The following is a 19,458-nucleotide window of genomic DNA, read 5'->3' on the forward strand; positions in this document are numbered from 1 at the left end:
CGGACTCCATGCGAATCGACTGGTGGACGCTTGCGCTCCAGACCATCAATGCACTGGTGTTGATATGGCTGCTCGCGCGTTTTCTGTTCCGCCCGGTCGCGGGGATCATCGCCGAACGTCAGAAGGCGGCGCGCGCGCTGATCGCGGATGCCGAGGCGGCGAAGCTCGCGGCCATTCAGGAGCGCGACAAGGCGGCCCACGAAACGCAACAACTGGCGGCGGCGCACGGCGAAGCGATGAAAGCCGTCGCCGTGGAGGCCGCGGCGCAAAAGCAGGCGCTTCTGAGCGCCGCGCAAGCCGACGCGGACGCCTTGCGCTCGGCGGCGAAAGGCGAGGCCGCGGGGGCGCGCGCCGAGCAGGACAAGCTCGCGTCCGAACGGGCCAGCCGGCTTGCCGTCGATATCGCGGCAAAGCTGCTCGACAGGCTGCCCGACAGCGTGCGCGTGAGCGGCTTTATAGACGGTCTGGCCGAGGGAGTCGCACAACTTCCGGAAACCGCCCGCGCGGGGCTCTGGGGCGACGGCGCGGTGCCGACCCTCGCCGCGCCGCGTGTGCTGAGCGAGCAGGAACAGCAACAGTGCCGCACGATGCTCGCAACCTGCCTGAAACGTGATGTGCCGGTCAACTTCGAAGTGGATCCGCATTTGATCGCCGGCCTCGAACTGCGCTCGCCGCATGCCGTGGTGCGCAACAGCTTCGGCGCGGAACTCGTCCGGATCAAGGAGGCGCTGCTCGATGACAGTCATGCTTCCCGCTGAATCGAGCGACGACGCCTGGCTTGCGGCGCAGCGCGGGGCGCTGGCCCGCACGGCATGCGCGCCCTATGCCGATACGCTCGGCCGTGTCGAGCGGATCGGTGACGGGATCGCGTTCGTCTCGGGACTGGCCGATGCGGCGCTCGACGAACTGCTGCGATTCGAAAGCGGCGCGAGCGGCTTCGTGCACTCGTTGGAGGCCGATCTCATGAGCGTTGTGTTACTCGACGACGGCGCCACCGTCGAAGCCGGCGCGCGCGTGACGCGCACCGGCGCGGTGATCGAAGTGCCCGTGGGCGAAGGCTTGCTCGGTCGTGTGATCGATCCGCTTGGCCGGCCACTCGATCGCGACGAACCTGTGTCGGCGGTGAAGCGCATGCCGATCGAGCGGCCCGCGCCGGCGATCATCGATCGCGATCTGGTCAGCGAGCCTGTCGAAACCGGCGTGCTGATCGTCGACGCGCTCTTCGCCGTCGGACGCGGACAGCGGGAGCTGATCATAGGCGATCGTGCAACGGGCAAGACCGCGTTGGCGCTCGACGCCATCGTCAACCAGAAGCACTCGGACATGATCTGTGTCTACGTGGCGATCGGCCAACGCTCGACAGCGGTGCAGCAAGTGATCGAATCCGTGCGGCGGTACGGCGCACCCGAGCGCTGCGTGTTCGTGGTCGCGGCGGCGGCTTCGGCGGCCGGATTGCAATGGATCGCACCGTTTGCGGGCGTCACGATCGCCGAGTACTTTCGCGACCGCGGACAGCATGCGCTGGTCGTGATCGACGACCTCACCAAACACGCCGCGACGCACCGGGAGTTGGCGCTGCTGACACGCGAGCCGCCAGGGCGCGAGGCCTATCCCGGCGACATCTTCTACGTGCATGCGCGATTGCTGGAGCGCGCGGCGAAACTGTCGGCGGCGCTCGGCGGCGGGTCGTTGACGGCATTGCCGATTGCGGAAACCGACGCGGGCAACCTGTCCGCCTATATCCCGACCAATCTGATTTCGATCACGGACGGCCAGATCGTGCTGGACACCGCGCTGTTCGCCGCCAACCAGCGTCCGGCCGTCGATGTCGGGTTGAGCGTGAGCCGTGTCGGCGGCAAGGCGCAGCATCCCGCCTTGCGCGACGTGTCAGGGCGCTTGCGGCTCGATTACGCGCAGTTTCTGGAGCTGGAGATGTTCTCCCGCTTCGGCGGTCTGACGGATGCTCATGTGGCCGGCAAGATCGCACGCGGGGAGCGCATCCGGGCATTGATCGCGCAGCCACGCTTCAAGCCGCTGCGCACGCTCGATGAAATCGCGTTGCTGGCCGCGTTGTCCGAAGGCGTGTTCGACGGCGTGCCACCGGCCATCGCCGCCGAAGCGCGGAGCCAGCTCGCGGAACAATTGCCGGGCGGGGCCATGGCAGCCGGATGGGCGGACGCGCCGCTGGACGCCTCGACTCAAGCGGGACTCGTCACGGCGGTTCGCGAACTGGTGCAGCGCTTGACGCTGCAAGCGCCGAACGGCGCCGCCCCGGCCGAGATCGTGAAATGAGCGGCCGACTCGCGGAAATCGAAACGCGCACGGCGACCGCGCAACAACTGGACGCCGTGATCGGCGCAATGCGTGGCATCGCTGCGGCGCGTTCGCGTGAAGCGCAGCGGCGGCTGCCGGGTATCCGCTCTTCGGCCGCGACCGTGGGGGCTGCGATCGGCGCCGTCCTTGCTCATGGAAGAGCGGCGCAAGCCGCCCTGTCGGAGCCGGATCATGGCGCGCGGATCGTGATCGCGCTGTGTTCTGAACAGGGCTTCGTCGGCTCGTTCAACGAGCAGGTTCTGGACTATGTGCGGCCTCGTCTGGATAACGCGCGGTGTGAACTCCTGCTCGTCGGCACGCGCGGAGAGATGGCGGCGAACGAACGCCACCTTCCGGTCGCATGGAGCTCGCCGGCGGCGTCCCATGCCGATGACGTGCCGTCGCTGGCCAACCGTGTCACGGATGCGCTCTATGTGCGTCTTGGCGCTCGCGCGGTGGACCACGTCTCGATCATCCATGCGCTGCCTGGCGTCGCTGCTGCCAGCGAGATGGTCGAACACCGGTTGATTCCGTTCGATTTTTCGCGGTTTCCGGTGGCGGCGCGCGCCGTGCCACCGTTGCTCACCTTGCCGGTCGAACGTCTGCTGCCTGGGCTGGTCGAGGAATATGTGTTTGTCGAGATATGCGAAGCGTTGATGCTCTCGTTCGCCGCGGAAAACGAAGCGCGGGTGAGGGCGATGCTGGCCGCCCGCACCAATGTGAGAGACACGCTCGACGAACTGACGCAAAGCTATCGTCGGGTCCGTCAGGACGAAATCACCGCCGATATCGCGGAACTGGCGGCGACCGCCACGCAGCCGATCTAGCGGAGCGGCGGGTGGTGGCGCCCGGCGCCGCTCGCCTTATTCAGGGCGGCGCTCGCCGTTATCCCACGGCGAGATCGCCACTCCCGGCTTGCAGCGCGATTGCTTGACGCAGGTCAGGCCGATAGAGCCATTCGCGCCGATCATCCATCTAGTCTGCAACGATGGGCAGTGTCGAGACGCCGAGCGGGCCGGTGCAACGTCTACGAGGAGCGAACCATGTATCAGAAGATCGTCGTGGCTCTGGATGGCAGCGAGTCGTCCAGATGGGCGCTGTATGAAGCGCTCGAATTTGCTCAGCTGACGCAAGCGCGGCTTCACGCGGTGTACGTCGTCAATCCTTGGTGCGTGTCGCGCTACGCGGGCTATTTCAATGCCGAACAGCTTCGTAACGTGCTGCGCGAAGACGGCCGTCTCGCGCTCGAAGAAGCGCGCCGGGCCATGGCCGAGCGCGGCGTGCCCGGCGACACCGAGATCGAGGAGACAGAGAATGCAGCGGACGATATCCCGCATTGCCTCGCCCGTTGCGTGCAGCGCCAGGGCGCCGGCCTGGTGGTGATGGGCACGCAAGGCCGGCATGGCATAGGAAGGTTGTTGCAGGGCAGCGTTGCGGAAACGTTCTTGCGGAGCGCTCACGTTCCGGTGCTGCTGGTCAGGACTCCACGCGATCAGGACGAGATACCGTCGGGGCTGTAAAAAAAGGACGCCGGCGGCCGGGCGTCAGCGGCCGTCGCCGCCACGCCCAAGCTCTCAATGCCACTAGTGCTGGATCGGACTGAAGCCGACCGTCTGCGCGAGAATCGGCAGTTCGTCTTCGTTGAGCGACAGCGCGGTCGCGAGCAGTTGCGCATTGATCCAGCCGCGGATCACGCAGGCGAGCCCCGCCGACGCACAATACAGCGAGACGTTCTGCGCGATCGCTCCGGCCGTCACGGCGGAAAACCGCTCGCGCTGCTGCGCGGGCATGTCCAGTAAGCGCGACGTGCGAACTACGTAGACGAGGTCGAGCGGCGCCTCGCCGACGAAATCCTGGTAGCCGGTCTGCCCGCGCGCGTCGATGGCATGTTTGAGAACCAGTTGATGGTTCGGCGCGTCGTACCGGTACACGCCGTTTTGCAGTGCGGCGTAGATGTCGATTTCGTTGAACGCGTGCGGTGAGGGCGCGGTGCGGCCGCCGGTTGCGGGCCGGTTGATGCCGTCGGCGGCCCAGAGCAACTCGCCCAGCACCGTGGGCGGCAATGCTGTCGGCGCGAACGATCGGCAACTCGCGCGCTGCGCGAAGGCGGTCATCAGCGGCACGCCGGTGTGCAATTCGGGCTTGGGCAGCGTAATGACAGCGGGAGTTTCGCCGGTGGCGAGCGGCGGCCGCAGGAGAGGCGCGGCCTGGTACGCAAGGAGTGGCATGTCGGTCATATCGGACTCCGTTTAATTGCGCCGAGGGTGGCCGTGGCACCGCCACGCTGCCCACGACAAGTGCCATTCCACGTTAGTCCGAAATCTCCGCTGCCGATTGATACAGATCAGGCGAAGCAGGTCCCTGCTTGCAGAGACGCTCGCGGGCAATAACGCCCATGCCTGTTGTGCAAAGACGCGACACGGATCGCGTCGATCCGGTCGAGTCCCGCTGCGTCGAGCAGCGCATTGCCATGCTGCGCTGGACGAACATGAACGAGAGTCCGCGCAGTTCAATGGGCAGCGCGCGCCAGCATCGGGCGCGCAAGCGCACGAGCGAATGCGCCATCACGGCATTTAAAGGCCGTGGGTCGTTTCATCGATCGATTGCTTGCGCTTGGCGCTCGGTTGCGCCGATGCGCCGTCGAGGGCGTCCAGTTTGGCGAGCAGCGCTGACGCCCGCGCGCCTATCGGGCTCTGCGCGTCGGTTTGGGCCGCCGCGGACTCGATACGCGCTCGCCAGTAGGCCGGCTGGAAAACAAAGTGAGCGGAGCGCGGAGCTTCACACTGGAGTAGCCGTTCGAGTTGCCCGATCATCGAACCGATATGGGCAAGGTCTCGTTCATTGGAATCGATTCGAGCCATGTGCGTGACGGGCCCCATTTCGTGATGACAGGACGTGTTGCGATCCGACGAGACAAGTCCATGACGGGGCCATGTGAATGCGCCGCAACGCGCGACTCAGTCCCGCTGTATCGACCAGCATAGAGGTGCGCCCAGATGGTTTGATTGATCGCCGTCAAGGGCGCGTGACGTAGATCACGCGAAAACGCCTGTTTAATTCAATTTGCCGTGTGAGCTTGTGTGGACCGCACTTGTCTCCGCATGCTCACTGTGGTGTATCGGACGAGTGGTTTCCGCTCGCGACCGCTGTCCATTCGTGTGCATAGGCGGGCCGGAACTCCAATCTGCATTTGGCGCCGGTCGTCCGGGCGGCGGTGATAGTGGCTTGACGTGTATCAATGAGTGACCAGGCAGGGCGCAGAGAATCAGATATCGACGTCAGCTGGGCGAACGCACGCCCTCTTTGGGGACCCGATCATGAGCACAACGCACCTTGGCGGTCATGCCATTCACTCAATCCGACGCATCCTCGTGGCTGTGGACACTTCGCCGGAGTCAGCGCGCACAGCGGCGTATGTGTGTCACCTGAAGCTGCCCGGCGCGCGGGTCCGCGTGGTGAGTGTCGCCGAAAATCCCCGCACCCTGTTGCCGCTCGGGTCGATGACGGATGGCGAGCTGCAGCTTGCACGCGCCGAACTTGCCCGCGACGCGGGTGACGCCGTGGCCCACGCAAAAAGTATATTCGCGGATGCCGGCATCGACGTCGAGTCGGACGTCGTGGAAATTTCGCGGCAAGGCGGCTATACCGCTAACGCATTGATCGATGCCGCGGCGCAATGGCAGGCGGATCTGCTCGTCGTGGGCGCGCGTCAGCATCACGGTATGTTGCGCTGGATCGAAGGTACGGTTTCCGAATTCGTCACCACCCAGGCACCCTGTTCGATTCTCGTTGTGCCGGCCAGTTACGAAACGGAGATCCAGTCGTCGCCGCGCCGGATCCTGTTCGCGCTGGATGGAAGCGCCGCGTCGCGCGACGCGTTGCATTTCGGGCTTCAACTCGCCACACCCGAGGCCCGCCTTCGCGCCATCTATGTGATAGATCGCGCCGTCCGGCTAACCGATATCGTGCCGATCCGCATGCTCGAGGAGGCGTTCGTCGAAGAAGGAAAAGTGATTCTGGCCGCCGCAGCGACGGTCTTTGCCGAATTGCCGAATCAGGCTGAGACCGCGGCGGTCGAAACGGCCCCCGCACATGACGACGTCGCGCACGCGATCATCCGCGACGCGCAACAGTGGCACGCGGACCTGGTCGTCGTCGGCACCCATGGGCGGCGCGGCGTCGCGCGCTGGTTTCTCGGCAGCGTGGCCGCGCGCACCGCGCGTCTCGCCGGCACGCCTTTACTGCTGGCGCGACCGGGCCACGAAACGTGAAACGGGCGACGGACATCGGCTGAACACACTGCGCGCCTGTCGCGCCATGCGAGCGCGGGGAGTGGCCGAAATGCCGGCGCGAAACGCCGGCTGACACACCTCCGGGCGCTCACGAACCTGGGGATCTTTCCGACATGTCGATCTTTAACTCACACGCGCTGCGCACCGCCGTTGCATTCGGGTTTCTTGTCCTGAGTGCCGCCGTTGCCGGGCAATCACTGCCCGAGGCGGTCAGCCGTGACGGCGTGCTGTACATGACGGGCGGCATCGGCGAGGACGACGCGAAAGCCTTTCGCGCACTCGCGCCTCGCTACAGCCTGCGCATGATGTTTACCACGGCTGCGGGCAACTATCTCTCCGATGTGGATGTGACGATCGCAAGCGCATCGGGGCGCGCTGTCCTCGACACCCGCACCGAAGGGCCGTTCCTGTTCGTCATGCTGCCGGCCGGACGCTATCGTATCGTCGCACATGCCGGGAGCACGGAGATCGGCAAGACAGTCGACGTGCCGCGCCGCGGCGGGGCGGATCTGCACATCGTGTTGCAGGAACGTGCCACCGGCAATGCGCGGACCAACTGTGCGCATTGCCGTGCACCCATGCGCGGCCAGAGCGAACCCTGATCATGGCGACGCAAGGCGCGACATCCGACGTGCCGGCGTCCGCCGTGCCTGCGCGGCATACGGCGGGTGGACTGACGCACGCGGAGGTCGTGGCATTGCAGGCGCGACACGGCCGCAATGTGATCGCGCGGGGCAATCGCCATCTCTGGTGGAGCACCGTGCGCGATGCATTCACCGAGCCGATGTTCCTGCTGCTGCTCAGCGCGAGCGGCCTGTATGGTCTGATCGGCGACATGACGGAGGCATCGACGCTGCTCGTCCTGGTCGTTGCCGTGCTGGTGCTGACCATTGTCCAGAGCCACCGGACGGCGAGCGTGCTCGAAGCGCTGCGTGATCTGTCGGCGCCGCGAGCGCAGGTATTGCGCGACGGCAAGCGGGAATACGTATCGGCGGCGGAATTGGTGCCCGGCGATGTCGTCATTATCGAGGAAGGGGCGAAGGTGCCGGCCGACGGTGCGGTGACGGAAGCCCACGAGCTGAGCGTCGACGAATCGCTGCTCACCGGAGAGTCGGTCGCCGTCGAGAAGTTTGCCGGTTCATCCGGCGAATCGCCCGCAGACCCGTCGCGGAGCTGCCTGTTTTCAGGGTCGATGGTGGTGCGGGGTCAGGGCCGCATGTACGTCACGGCGACGGGCGCGCAGACCGAGCTTGGCCGGCTCGGTGCGAGCCTTGCCGAAGTGAGCGAGCCACCTTCACCCTTGCAGGTCGAGATGCGCGGCTTCGTCAGGCGGTTTGCGACGCTCGCGGTGATCATCTGCGTGCTGCTCGTCTTCGCCTATCGCTGGCGCATGGGCGGCTGGATACCGGGCCTGCTGGCCGGCATTACGCTCGCGATGGGCATTTTGCCCCAAGAGCTGCCGGTGATATTCACCGTCTTCATGGCGCTGGGCGCGCGCCGGATCGCGAGGGAGGGCGTGCTGACACGGCGTCTGAGTGCCATCCAGACGCTCGGGCAAACCTCGGTGCTATGCGTCGACAAGACGGGCACGCTGACCCAGAACCGTATGTCCGTGCGCGTGCTGTATGCACGCGGCGAAGAGCTATGGCTGAAGGACGGCGCGGTCAAGATCGGCCCGCAGTTTCATGAACTGCTGGAGTACCTCGTGCTCGCGAGCGAAATCGAGCCGCTCGATCCCATGGAGCGCGCGTTCCACGAGACGGGCCGCTCCTGTCTGGCCGGCACGGACCGGCTGCATGAACAATGGTCGCTCGTGCAGGAATACGCATTGACGCCTGAACTGCCCGCCATGTCGCATGGATGGGAGAGCCCCGAACTCGATCATCGGCTGGTGGCGTGCAAGGGTGCGCCTGAGGCGATCTGCTCGCTGTGCCACCTCGAAGCCGGTGAGGCGCGAGCGCTGATGGAGCGCGCCACGCATATGGCGGAAAGCGGGTTACGCGTGCTCGGCGTGGCGCGGGCGCGGCATAGCGGCGAAACGTGGCCCGATCAGCAGCACGACTTCGCGTTCTCGCTGGTGGGGCTCGTCGGACTGCTCGACCCGGTGCGCCCGGAGGTGGCAGGCGCGGTTGCGCAGTTGAAGGTCGCGGGCGTGCGGGTCGTGATGATTACCGGCGACTATCCGTCGACGGCGCGGGCGGTCGCGGCGGAAGTCGGCATCGACAGCGCCCGCGTCGTGAGCGGCGCCGACCTCGCGGGCATGGACGATGCCGCGTTGCAACGCGCGATCGTCGACGCAAGCGTGTTCGCGCGGGTCAGGCCGGAGCAGAAGCTGAGGCTCATCGACGCGTTCAGGCATGCGGGCGAGGTCGTCGCGATGACGGGCGACGGCGTCAATGATGCGCCCGCGTTGAAAGCCGCGCATATCGGCATCGCGATGGGCACGCGGGGCGCGGAGGTTGCGCGCGAGGTGGCGTCGCTGGTGTTGCTGCGTGACGACCTGACGCCGATCGTGTCGGCCCTGCGGCTCGGCCGGCGCATCTACGAGAATCTGAAGATGGCGGTGGCGTACACGATCGCGGTTCATATTCCGATGATCGCCGCCGCGACCCTTCCCGTGGTGGCGGGCTGGCCGCTCATGCTCGCGCCGGTGCACATCGTGTTCCTCGAAATGATCATCACACCCGTTTGCTCGATTGTCTTTGAAAACGAACGGGAGAGCCGCTCGCTCATGCGTGATCCGCCGCGGCGAATCGGCGAGCGGCTCATGTCCAACCGCATCCTGGGGCTGAGCATTGCGCTCGGGTGCGTAGCCGCCCTGATCGTCGTAGGCGTGTATGCGGCACTGCTCGGGCGCGGATTCGATCCGCTCGACGCTCGCACGGCCGGCTTCCTGCTGCTCGTGGCATGCAACGTCGGGCTGATGTTCGCCGTGCGCGCGTTGCCGCACCGGCCGTCGGCGCGCCGCGCACGCCAGACGAACGTTTATGGGTGGGCCGTCGTGTTGCTTACGACGCTCGCTGCGGGCGTGTTGATGACCTGGCCGGCGCTTGCCCGGCTGTTCGCTCTGCGTCCTGTTCTTGCCGTATGGCTGTGAGTCTGTCCATGCGGCGAAGCCATCACGGCAGGTTTGACCTCGATCAATCACATCGTGCCGCAGGGCCATAGTCTGAGGAGGTGGCGCATTGCCGGTAGGGTGCAACCTATCTGCGGGAATGCTTGCCGCGTCGAATCAGTTCGCAGCCGCGCGCAATCGCGCTGCCAGGTCATGCCGGAGGAGAAATTCCATGAAGTCGGACAGTCAATTGAAGCAGGAAGTCGAGGACGAACTGATGAGCAGTCCAGCCGTCGACGCAAACGGGATAGGTGTTGCCGTGGTCGACCGCGTGGTCACGATCACGGGACACGTTCCAAACTATGCGGCGAAAGTCGCGGCCGAAAAATGCGCGATGCGAATCGCCGGTGTCGTCGCGGTGGTAGTCGGTATCGACGTGAAACTGCGCGAATCCGAGCGGCGTACCGACGAGGACATCGCCTTGAGCGTGCGCGCGGCCCTGGACTGGATCGCCGGCCTCGAAGAGCATGCGATCAGGATCAAGGTCGAGAAAGGCTGGGTGACATTGAGTGGCGAAGTCGAGGACGGTTACCGCAGCCACATCGCCGAGAAAAATGTCGTCCATATGCGTGGTGTGACGGGCGTGACGAATGAGATCAGGATCCGCGGTTCGGCTTCTCCGCTCGACATTGAGTACAGCATCCGCAAAGCCATTCAACGCCATACCGATCGCGAGTTGAAGCATGTGGGCGTCGAAGTCGACGACGGCAAGGTAACCTTGTCGGGGCGTCTCAGTTCGGGCGTCGAGCGCTCCATCGTGACGGGCGCGGCGCGCTCGACGCCGGGTGTGACGGCCGTTGTCGACCGTCTGGTGGTCGGTTGACGAAGCAGACCGCTGCCGCCGCGCTCATGGTTGTCGTGAGCGGTTGTCGAGCGCGGCGTGTGCTTCATGCCAACGGACGATGGCGGACCAGATATCCGCCGCCGTCTCGCAGAAAATGAATAGTGCGGCGTCCTGTGGCGCGATCATGCCTTCGCTGATCAGAAACTCGAAATTGATCGCGCGGCGCCAGAACGATTCGCCGACCAGCACGACGGGCAGCCGCCGGATCTTGTTCGTTTGCAGCAGGGTCAACACTTCGAACAACTCGTCACAGGTTCCAAAGCCGCCCGGAAAAAACACGGCGGCTTGCGCGCGTTCCAGCAGATGGAGCTTGCGAATGGCGAAATAGTGAAGCTTGAAGCAGAGTTCAGGTGTGAGGTAGGGATTGGGTTCCTGCTCACGCGGCAACGCGATATTCAAGCCGATGCTCGGCGCCTTGAGTTCGTACGCACCTCGATTCGCTGCTTCCATGATGCCGGGTCCGCCGCCGGTGACGACGGCGAGCGACGACAGCGCTCCCGTGCACCGCGCGCTGCCGACAATACGGCCGAATTCGCGCGCGATCCCGTAGTAGCGACTGCGCTTGAGCAGTTGCTTCGCGACTTGCAAGGCGCTCTCGCTCTCGGGGTCGCCGGGCCGGCTTTCGAGCGTCCGCCGCGCTTCCTCGACCCGGCGGCGGGCGGCGGCCGGCGCGATGATCCGTGTGCTGCCGTACACCACGATCGTGTGCTGTATCGCATGGCGCTGCAACGTCTCCTCAGTCTTCCAGTAGTCGAGTTGCAGACGGATGCCGCACATTTCCGGGCGCCGCAGAAAGGCGAGGTCTTCGTCCGCTTCCAGGTAGGTTGGGCTTTCGATCATATGGCGCACGCGCGCCGAACGTTCGGAAGGGGCGTCCGCGTGGAGCCGCCGCGCTCTTCGCACGGATTCGGCCACGGCGGGCGCGTCCTGACACTGCGCGCACGCGGGGTCCGCACGATGCTCGACCACCGTGCCGACACGCGTTGCCTCGTTTTTATGGATGCTTGTCATGCGCGCTCCCGCCCGCTTCGTTACCGCAAAACGTTTATTGAAAGCCCGGTTGACCGATTTGCCCGGCGCTTTGCGCAACCCGCCGTAGCCTGTCGGTGTTGAAGCCCATCGCGGCTAGCCGGGCGAGCATGCCGGCGTAGGTGGCATCGTCCATCGCCGGCGCGCGTGCGAGTACCCACACCATGTTGCCGTCTGCCATGCAGCGAATCGTGTAGCGATAATCGGGGTCCACATACGCGGTGACAACCACCACTTCGAACGGCCAGATCAGTCCCACTCGCCATTTCGTGTTGCCGGTTCCGGGCATCACCTTCGCGACGAACTGGCTTCCCGTCGGCGGCTGATCGAAACCGTGACGCCGGCCGAGGTACTTGTCGTCGATGCTTCCGTCGTCGCGCAAGGTCCACTCGTCGTAACTGCCGACATAATCGGATTCGCTGAGAAACGGGGTGTCCGCGATCACGTACCAGCGGCCCATGTACCGCTGCAGATCGATTGGCGGTCCTGCCACGCAGGCGGACTGGGATGCTTGCGCGTGCGGCGGGACCGCCGGATCATGCGCGCACCCCGCAAGGAGAATGGCAAGCGAGGCGATGCACGCGATTGACTTGTGCATAGGGTTTATCCGATGGGTTAGCGATTAAGCAACCTTGCCCGAATCCCCGCACACGAGCGCCCGGCCTTCGTCAATGAACTGGACAGGCCGCTGAAGTTCACGATCTCGCGGCGAAGGCGCGGATGAATACAGGCGAGGCCGAGGACGAGGAACGCGCCCGGCAGCATTAAAAGGCCAACGAGTATTGTGCTTCTCAACATATCGCCTCCGGGCCCCGATTGGTTTCTCCATTGATCGAGCATAAGGTTCGCGGCTCATGGCAGATTGACGTGTGTCAAGGCTGCGACGGGCCCCGCGAAAGTGACAGTAATACGCCCCAGGAGAGCGCCATGCGGGCCACAATGCGGACATCGGGGCACATTCACTGAGCTCGCGGATCTGCTTTTTGACGACGCTCCATCCTCGTACGGTGACAAGGCATGAAACATTTCGATGTGTTCAATGGTGACGCCGACGGAATCTGCGCGCTGCATCAATTGCGATTGACGAAGCCGTTGAAGTCTTTGCTGATCACCGGTGTCAAGCGCAACGTGGAACTGCTCGCCCGCGTTCCAGCCAGGTCCGGCATATCCGTGACCGTGCTGGACATCTCGTTGGACTCCAATCGGGCCGCGTTGCTCGAATTGCTTCGACACGGCGCCGAAGTCGAGTACTTCGATCATCACTTTTGCGGAGCCATTCCTGAGCATCCCAACCTGAAGGCGCACATCGACACCGCGCCCGACACGTGTACGAGCCTGCTCGTGGATCGCCATGTGGGCGGGCGACAGCGGCTGTGGGCTATCGTGGGCGCTTACGGCGACAACCTCCTGCACGCGGCGCGCACGCTTGCCGCGAGTTGTACGCTCGAGCCCGCGCAACTCGACCAGTTGCGTGAACTGGGCGAGTCGATCAACTACAACGCCTACGGAGAGAGTGAGGCGGATTTGCTGATCCCGCCTGTCAGGCTTTACGAAATTTTGCGCCCGTATGCCGATCCATTCGACTTTCTGGCGAACGAGCCGATCGCGCGGACGCTCTGTGAATCGCTACGCCGGGACATGGCACTGGCGCTGAGTTTGCCGCCCGATACCGCGTTAGCGGGCGGAACCATCTATGTGCTGCCCAATGAACCGTGGGCACAACGGGTGCGCGGCGCTTTCGGCAATTTTCTGGCGACGAGTTCTCCTGATCGTGCTCACGCCGTGCTGAGCCAGAGCGTTCAGGGGGAATACGTCGTCAGCGTGCGCGCGCCGCTGGCGAATCCTTATGGTGCCGTCGAACTGTGCAGGCAATTCACAGGCGGAGGAGGGCGCGAGGCTGCGGCGGGTATCGGCCGGCTTCCGCATGATCGGCTGAGGGAATTTACGGTCGCGTTTGAACGAGCGTTCGCTGATGCGTCTCAGGCTCAGACGCTTTCCGCTCAGGCTGCGGGGCCAGCCACGAAGTGACGCCGCGTGCACTACTGCGTGTCCTGAGATGGACGGGCGAGGAGCGCGCGTACTTCAGCGTCGTTGGTCTGCTCGAACTCCTGATAGAACTGGCCGACGCCGCCGAAATGACGCGCGCGGTGCAGACAGACGAACTCATCGGCGAGGGCGGCGAGCCGCCTGGCCGTGCTTTCCGGCGCGACCGGTACGGCAACCACGATTCGAGCCGGCTTGCCGCTGCGCAACGCCGCAATGGCGACACGTACCGATGAGCCGGTAGCGACGCCGTCGTCGACGATGATCACTGTGCGGCCCTCGAGATTTAGCGGTGGATCCTGTCCGCGATAGAGCGCTTCTCGCCGTGCCAGCTCGCGGCGTTCATCGTTGAGTACGGTGACGACTTCCGACTGGCTGACGCCTGCCATCCGGATCGTCTGCTCGTCGAGATAAAGCGCGCCGCCCGAGGCGATCGCGCCCATGGCCATTTCCGGATCTTGCGGCACACCCAGCTTGCGCACGATCAGCACGTCGAGCGGGACGGCCAGCGCACGCGCAACCTCGTAGCCGACCGGCACGCCGCCACGCGGCAACGCCAGTACGATTACATCGGCGCGCCCTGCGTAGTCGCCCAATTGCCGCGCGAGCAGGCGCCCTGCGTCGGCGCGATCGCGGAACGGAGGCTCTGTCTCTATCCGGTTCCAGATCATGGCATCACCGCTTCGATCCACAATCGGCCCATCTTGCGAGGATAGATTGTCATGTCCCGTCTCCCTCCGAATGCGCGATACTGCGGCACTCGTCGCTCACCTGATCGATATCTCGCGATAGAGTCGCTCGATTTCCCCGCGCTCACAGAGCGTCGTGCCCGCACCGAGCAAAGTCGCCGATGCCGCAGCCATGCCATAGCGAAACGCTTCATCGATACCCGCATTTCGATTCAGCGCCCAGATCAGCGCGCCCACAAAGCTGTCACCGGCGCCGATTGAACTGGTCACTTTCATCGGCAGTCCCGCCGCCCGCAAGCACCGCTCGGCGGTGACCACCAACGCGCCTCGCTCTCCGAGTGTCAGCGCGACGATCCGGGCGCGACCGGCGCGCACGATCTCCTGCGCGGCGTCGATCCAATCAGGTTCTTCGCGTAGTGGCCGGCCCGTGAGATCCCGCAACTCGTTCAGACTCGGCTTGACGAGCCAGACGCCTGCGTCGAGCGCCGCGGTCAGTGCCGGGCCCGACGTGTCGAGCACGACCCGCGTGTCCTGCGCCGACGCGAGGTTCGCGAAGCGCGCGTAAATGTCGTCCGGCGCACCGGGAGGCAGGCTGCCGCTCAGCACCAGATAGCGGGGCGGCGCGCTCAGTGCGCGGACCTCGTCGATGCAGCGCTGCCATTCGAGCGCGGCGAGCGTCGGCCCCGGCAACACGAAGCGGTATTCCAGACCGGTGGATTGCTCGTGGACGGAGAAATTCTCGCGCGTTTCCCCGGCGATCTCGATGCACACGCCGGTGAACGCTTCGGCGTCCAGCAGACGTCTTAGCATCTGGCCGGTTGCGCCGCCCGCGAGATAGATGGCCGAGCAGTCTCCGCCAAGACGCTGGATGACGCGGGCGACGTTGATCCCGCCGCCGCCCGGATCACGCCGCGCGGCGCTGCATCTCAGCTTGCGAGTATCGACCACCCGTTCGATCGATGTCGCGACATCGACGGCGGGGTTGAGTGTGATCGTCACGATGTCCGGCATGGTTGGCCAGTCTCCTTCGATTCGGCGCAGCGAGCGGCTAGGCCGCCGAAATCACCGGTACCGCCGATGCCGCCACCGCGGCCTGCTCGGCGGCGGCAACGCGTTGCTTGACCGCGATGAAGCTATCGGGGCTCACCGACATCGAATCAATGCCGCATTCGACGAGAAACCCGGCGAACTCAGGATGGTCGCTCGGCGCCTGGCCGCACAGACCGATATGCACGCCCGCCTTGTGCGCTTCGGCCACGACACGCTCGATCATCCATCTGACGGCGTCATCCTGTTCGTCGAACAGTTCGGCGAGTTCGACGGAGTCCCGGTCCACGCCCAGGGTCAACTGCGTCAGATCGTTGCTGCCTATGGAGAAGCCATCGAAGCGTTGCGCGAAAGCCTTGGCCAGAATCACGTTGGACGGTATCTCGCACATCACATACACCTGGAGATCTGCTTCCCCGCGTTTCAGCCCGTTTTCCGCCATGACTTCGAGCACGCGGTCGGCTTCTTTCGTCGAGCGGCAGAACGGAATCATGACAACCACGTTGTCAAAGCCCATTTCGTTGCGCAGGCGGCGAATAGCCTGGCACTCCAGCGCAAAACCTTCGCGGTAGCGCGCCGAGTAGTAGCGCGACGCGCCGCGGAAACCCAGCATCGGGTTTTCTTCCTTCGGCTCGAACTCGGAGCCGCCGATCAGGTTGGCGTACTCGTTCGTTTTGAAGTCACTCATACGAACAATCACGGGATGCGGGTATTGAACGGCGGCAATCCGGCCCAGACCCCGCGCGAGCCGGTCCACGAAATACTCGGTTCGGGGTTCATAGCCGGCGGTCAGTTCGGCGATGGTCTTTTTTGCGTCCTCGTCTTTTAACGTGTCGTAGCGGACAAGGGCCATTGGATGAATCTTGATATGGTTGCTGACCACGAATTCCATGCGCGCCAACCCGACGCCGTCGGCGGGGATTCGCCACCAGCGGAACGCGGCAGCCGGATTGGCGAGGTTCAGCATGATCCTCGTGCGCGTTGCGGGGATGTTGTCGAAATTGATTTCCTCGACCTCATAGTCGGCGGTGCCTTCGTACACGAATCCTTCGCGGCCTTCGGCGCATGAAACGGTGACGTTCTGCTCATCGTGCAGCACATGGGTCGCATTGCTCGCACCGACGATAGCCGGAAGACCGAGCTCCCGGCTCACGATCGCGGCGTGCGAGGTGCGCCCGCCGAAATCGGTGACGATCGCGGCAGCACGTCTCATGAGCGGCACCCAGTCGGGGTCCGTCGTTCGTGTGACGAGAATCGATCCGTCGACGAAGCGGTCCGCCTCGCGCGGACTGTCGATCACGCAGACCGCTCCGGCTGCCACGGCTTCGCCGATGCTCACGCCGGATACGAGCTTGCGGCCCGCCTTCCTGACGTGATAGGTCTTGACGGCGCTGGCTTCTCTGCGCGACTCGACAGTTTCCGGCCGGGCCTGAACGATGAAGATTTCGTCGGTACTGCCGTCTTTGGCCCATTCGATATCCATCGGCTGGCCGTAATGCTTTTCGATCGTGCACGCCCAGCGCGCCAGGGTGAGAATTTCCTCGTCGTTCAGTACGAACGCCGCGCGCTCCGCCTTCGAGGTCGGCACGTTTTTGGTGGGCCGCTCGCTCTCGTTCGTGTAGATCATCTTGAGGCCCTTGCTGCCGCGTTTCTTTTCGATGATGGGCGACAGTTTGGGGTCGGACAGAAGCGGTTTGAACACTTCATACTCGTCGGGATCGACCGTGCCTTGCACGACATTTTCGCCGAGGCCCCAGGCCGCGTTGATCAGGACAATCTTCTCGAATCCGGTTTCGGTGTCGATGGAGAACATCACGCCAGCTCCACCCTGGTCGGAGCGCACCATACGTTGTACGCCGACCGAGAGAGCAACCTTCAGGTGGTCGAATCCTTTCGCCTGCCGATAGCTGATCGCGCGGTCCGTGAAGAGCGATGCATAGCAGCGCCTGCAGGCTTCCAGCAACGCGCGCTCGCCCCTCACGTTCAGAAACGTTTCCTGCTGTCCGGCGAAGCTGGCGTCCGGCAAATCCTCGGCGGTCGCGCTCGAACGCACGGCCACGTCCATCTCGGTCGATCCGGCGCGGCGGTTCAGTTCCGCGTAGCCGCGGCGGATGGCTTGAGCCGTGTCATCGGGCCATTCACCGCGCAGGATGGCCCGGCGGATAGTCTGCCCGGCTTCGGCCAAAGGAATCTTGCCGTCAGCCAGTTCCGCAAGCACGGACGACAGCGTGTTCGTCAGGCCATTCGCTTCGATGAAGTGCCGGTACGCGTCGGCTGTCACGGCAAAGCCTGGTGGCACTTTAATGCCGCGCGCCCCGAGATTGGCCACCATTTCACCGAGCGAAGCATTCTTTCCGCCGACGCGAGGCACATCGGTGCGCCGCAGTTCCTCGAACCAGACAACGTGCTGATCGTCCATGTGCTACTCCTTTGCGGCGGCCAGATACCGATATGCCGGCAGACGTGAACCAACCGTGAACCAGGCGCGAGCCAGGCGCGAACGTCGGCCGCGGCCGGCGAGATGGGCCGGACTTGTCGGCCCTGGCCCGGCGTCAAATCGTAAGGAAACCCTGGAAAATCCAGGGAAGCTTCAAACGGGAAGCGTGGGTCGGCTCATCGAACGGGCCGGTGCAGGAGCCGGAGAAGCCAGGACTGCCGTCGGATGAAAACGCCGGCACGAATGAATAGACGTCGTTGATCGTGACCAGAAAGTCGGGGTTGAACCGGGAAGGCGCGTAGATCGAAACGTTCTTGAAGAACTTGAGCGATGGCTCATCGAGCAGTGCGTCGGGTGTCGCGGCGCTCAACGGCTCCGCCGTGTCGTAGTGCGCGGGTAGCTCGAAGCGAAACTTCCCGTGTGTGACGGTTTCTGGCGGTGTGAAAGTCAGTTGGACGCCGGGATAGCACAAAGCGTAAGCCGGCGGCGCAACAGGCCCTTCCGGCCCGACAAGGAGGGGCGGATAGGCCCAGAGGGCGAGCGTCAGCGGGCTAGTCCGCTGAGCGAAATATTCGGCCAGCCAGTTCATGTTGTCTCCTCCTATGGGCATGGGGACGTCGTCGTTCCATGCCGGTCTCAACAGCGTCGGGTGTTCACGACGTGATGCAGGCGCGGATATCACCGCGCACCGAACCGCGCACTGAGCCGCGCACCGAACCGAATGGTCTGCATCGCTTCACCGTGACTCTTTCAGCATATGCGCGCGACCTTGGACGCCGTTGATGTGCATCAACCCTGAAGTCACTGCCGAACCAGAACGGCGCGACGCGGCGCATGAGCGTGACGTGGTCCGGGCGTGCTTGACTTGAGTCAATCGGGAGTCGCCGGCACAGGACTATGGTTCACGCATCCGGTCCCGGATTCTTTCGCATTCACGGCGCGCATCGCGCGCGGCGAAGGGCGCATAGCGGCAGGAGATATCGATGAAATCAGATCTGGAACTCAAGCATGACGTGGATCAGGAGTTGCTTTGGGATCCTGCGCTCGATGCCAGAACCATCACCGCCACGGTGCTCAACCGCATCGTCACGCTCGAAGGTTCCGTGAACAGTTGCGCCCAGAAACTCGCCGTGCAGAAAGCCGTGCAGCGGGTAGCCGGCAGTCGTGCGGTGGTGCTCGACCTGGTGGTTCGCGCGCCGTCCCCGCTGAAGCACACGGACGAGGAACTGGCTGACGCGATCGTCTCGGCGTTGCGATGGCAGGAAGGACTTCCCGAAGACGCGATCCAGGTGTTGGTGGAACACGGTTGCGTCACGCTGACCGGCGAGGTGGATTACGGCTTCCAGCGTCAGATGGCCGAAGTACTCGTGAGCCGGATGCGAGGGGTCGTAGGCGTGGCCAATCAGATCGAGGTACGAATCGATCCGGTCGCCGCCGACGTCAGCAAACAGGTGGCCGATGCATTGCAACGGCGTTCGCGGCATGAGTCGGGCGGTATTTCGGTCGACGTGCACGATGGCGTCGTCCGCTTGACCGGCGTGGTCGACTCGCTGCTCGACAAGCGGGTGGCCTGCGGCGTCGCCTGGGGCACCAAGGGCGTCCGGTGGGTGGTCGACCAACTGGTCGTCGCATGAATGGCATCGGCGCAG

Annotated in this window: 18 protein-coding genes; 10 read left to right on the top strand and 8 right to left on the bottom strand. The window is 64.4% G+C overall.

Annotated elements, in window-relative coordinates; all coding sequences use genetic code 11:
• Positions 1-8 precede the first annotated feature (8 nt).
• The 4 genes from P0D68_RS33275 (at position 9) to P0D68_RS33290 (ending at position 3,833) form a co-directional block, all read left to right on the top strand.
• The gene (locus tag P0D68_RS33275; protein WP_408303376.1) at positions 9-758 is read left to right on the top strand and encodes a F0F1 ATP synthase subunit B; all 750 of its coding nucleotides are present in this window, start codon (positions 9-11) and stop codon (positions 756-758) included.
• Positions 736-2,292 carry a F0F1 ATP synthase subunit alpha gene (locus P0D68_RS33280; RefSeq protein WP_408303378.1) on the top strand — a complete coding sequence of 519 codons (1,557 nt, stop codon included), beginning with the start codon at positions 736-738 and terminating at the stop codon, positions 2,290-2,292. Before P0D68_RS33275 ends, P0D68_RS33280 begins: the two co-directional genes overlap by 23 nt.
• Positions 2,289-3,140 (top strand): F0F1 ATP synthase subunit gamma, encoded by an 852-nt coding sequence (locus P0D68_RS33285; RefSeq protein WP_091793541.1) that lies wholly within the window; start codon positions 2,289-2,291, stop codon positions 3,138-3,140. Before P0D68_RS33280 ends, P0D68_RS33285 begins: the two co-directional genes overlap by 4 nt.
• Before the next feature lie 216 nt (positions 3,141-3,356).
• The gene (locus P0D68_RS33290) at positions 3,357-3,833 is read left to right on the top strand and encodes a universal stress protein (RefSeq protein ID WP_408303380.1); all 477 of its coding nucleotides are present in this window, start codon (positions 3,357-3,359) and stop codon (positions 3,831-3,833) included.
• 63 nt (positions 3,834-3,896) lie between these two features.
• Here the strand turns inward: P0D68_RS33290 and P0D68_RS33295 are convergent, their stop codons facing one another.
• Both P0D68_RS33295 and P0D68_RS33300 read right to left on the bottom strand, forming a co-directional pair.
• Positions 3,897-4,550: a nitroreductase family protein gene (locus P0D68_RS33295; protein WP_091793547.1), complete on the bottom strand. Its 654-nt coding sequence runs from the start codon at positions 4,548-4,550 to the stop codon at positions 3,897-3,899.
• A 336-nt stretch (positions 4,551-4,886) separates the two neighbouring features.
• Entirely contained in the window at positions 4,887-5,174 is a 288-nt protein-coding gene (locus P0D68_RS33300) for a hypothetical protein (protein ID WP_143048300.1), read from the bottom strand.
• 456 nt (positions 5,175-5,630) lie between these two features.
• Between P0D68_RS33300 and P0D68_RS33305 the strand changes: the two genes are divergently transcribed.
• From P0D68_RS33305 to P0D68_RS33320, 4 genes are all read left to right on the top strand, one after another.
• Positions 5,631-6,584, top strand: a complete 954-nt coding sequence (locus P0D68_RS33305; RefSeq protein ID WP_408303382.1) for a universal stress protein — start codon at positions 5,631-5,633, stop codon at positions 6,582-6,584.
• Between the two features lie 134 nt (positions 6,585-6,718).
• Positions 6,719-7,207 carry a carboxypeptidase regulatory-like domain-containing protein gene (locus P0D68_RS33310; protein ID WP_091793556.1) on the top strand — a complete coding sequence of 163 codons (489 nt, stop codon included), beginning with the start codon at positions 6,719-6,721 and terminating at the stop codon, positions 7,205-7,207.
• A gap of 2 nt (positions 7,208-7,209) precedes the next feature.
• On the top strand, positions 7,210-9,702 hold the full coding sequence (locus P0D68_RS33315) for a cation-translocating P-type ATPase (RefSeq protein ID WP_408303384.1): 2,493 nt from the start codon (positions 7,210-7,212) through the stop codon (positions 9,700-9,702).
• Positions 9,703-9,892: 190 nt separating this feature from the next.
• Complete coding sequence (locus P0D68_RS33320; protein WP_091793560.1) at positions 9,893-10,543, top strand: BON domain-containing protein; 651 nt, start codon at positions 9,893-9,895, stop codon at positions 10,541-10,543.
• A 24-nt stretch (positions 10,544-10,567) separates the two neighbouring features.
• Here the strand turns inward: P0D68_RS33320 and P0D68_RS33325 are convergent, their stop codons facing one another.
• Together P0D68_RS33325 and P0D68_RS33330 are read right to left on the bottom strand one after the other, a co-directional pair.
• Complete coding sequence (locus P0D68_RS33325) at positions 10,568-11,575, bottom strand: LOG family protein (protein ID WP_091793562.1); 1,008 nt, start codon at positions 11,573-11,575, stop codon at positions 10,568-10,570.
• A 34-nt stretch (positions 11,576-11,609) separates the two neighbouring features.
• Positions 11,610-12,191, bottom strand: a complete 582-nt coding sequence (locus tag P0D68_RS33330) for a lipocalin family protein (RefSeq protein ID WP_091793564.1) — start codon at positions 12,189-12,191, stop codon at positions 11,610-11,612.
• Positions 12,192-12,610: 419 nt separating this feature from the next.
• Between P0D68_RS33330 and P0D68_RS33335 the strand changes: the two genes are divergently transcribed.
• On the top strand, positions 12,611-13,621 hold the full coding sequence (locus P0D68_RS33335; RefSeq protein ID WP_408303387.1) for an acetyltransferase: 1,011 nt from the start codon (positions 12,611-12,613) through the stop codon (positions 13,619-13,621).
• A gap of 11 nt (positions 13,622-13,632) precedes the next feature.
• Here the strand turns inward: P0D68_RS33335 and P0D68_RS33340 are convergent, their stop codons facing one another.
• The 4 genes from P0D68_RS33340 to P0D68_RS33355 all read right to left on the bottom strand — a co-directional run bounded on the left by P0D68_RS33340 (position 13,633) and on the right by P0D68_RS33355 (position 18,398).
• A complete protein-coding gene (locus tag P0D68_RS33340) occupies positions 13,633-14,307 on the bottom strand; it encodes a phosphoribosyltransferase (RefSeq protein ID WP_408303389.1) in 675 nt (224 codons plus the stop codon).
• 96 nt (positions 14,308-14,403) lie between these two features.
• Positions 14,404-15,336 (bottom strand): 1-phosphofructokinase family hexose kinase, encoded by a 933-nt coding sequence (locus P0D68_RS33345; RefSeq protein WP_408303391.1) that lies wholly within the window; start codon positions 15,334-15,336, stop codon positions 14,404-14,406.
• Between the two features lie 37 nt (positions 15,337-15,373).
• Positions 15,374-17,791 carry a phosphoenolpyruvate synthase gene (gene ppsA, locus P0D68_RS33350; protein ID WP_408303393.1) on the bottom strand — a complete coding sequence of 806 codons (2,418 nt, stop codon included), beginning with the start codon at positions 17,789-17,791 and terminating at the stop codon, positions 15,374-15,376.
• A gap of 133 nt (positions 17,792-17,924) precedes the next feature.
• Positions 17,925-18,398, bottom strand: coding sequence for a hypothetical protein (locus tag P0D68_RS33355; protein WP_091793578.1), 474 nt, complete (start codon positions 18,396-18,398; stop codon positions 17,925-17,927).
• A 394-nt stretch (positions 18,399-18,792) separates the two neighbouring features.
• On the opposite strand from P0D68_RS33355, the gene P0D68_RS33360 reads away from it, so the two are divergent.
• Positions 18,793-19,443 carry a BON domain-containing protein gene (locus P0D68_RS33360; RefSeq protein WP_408303395.1) on the top strand — a complete coding sequence of 217 codons (651 nt, stop codon included), beginning with the start codon at positions 18,793-18,795 and terminating at the stop codon, positions 19,441-19,443.
• Positions 19,444-19,458: the final 15 nt, after the last annotated feature.

This window comes from Paraburkholderia sp. RL17-380-BIE-A, assembly GCF_046028085.1.
Lineage (GTDB): Bacteria > Pseudomonadota > Gammaproteobacteria > Burkholderiales > Burkholderiaceae > Paraburkholderia.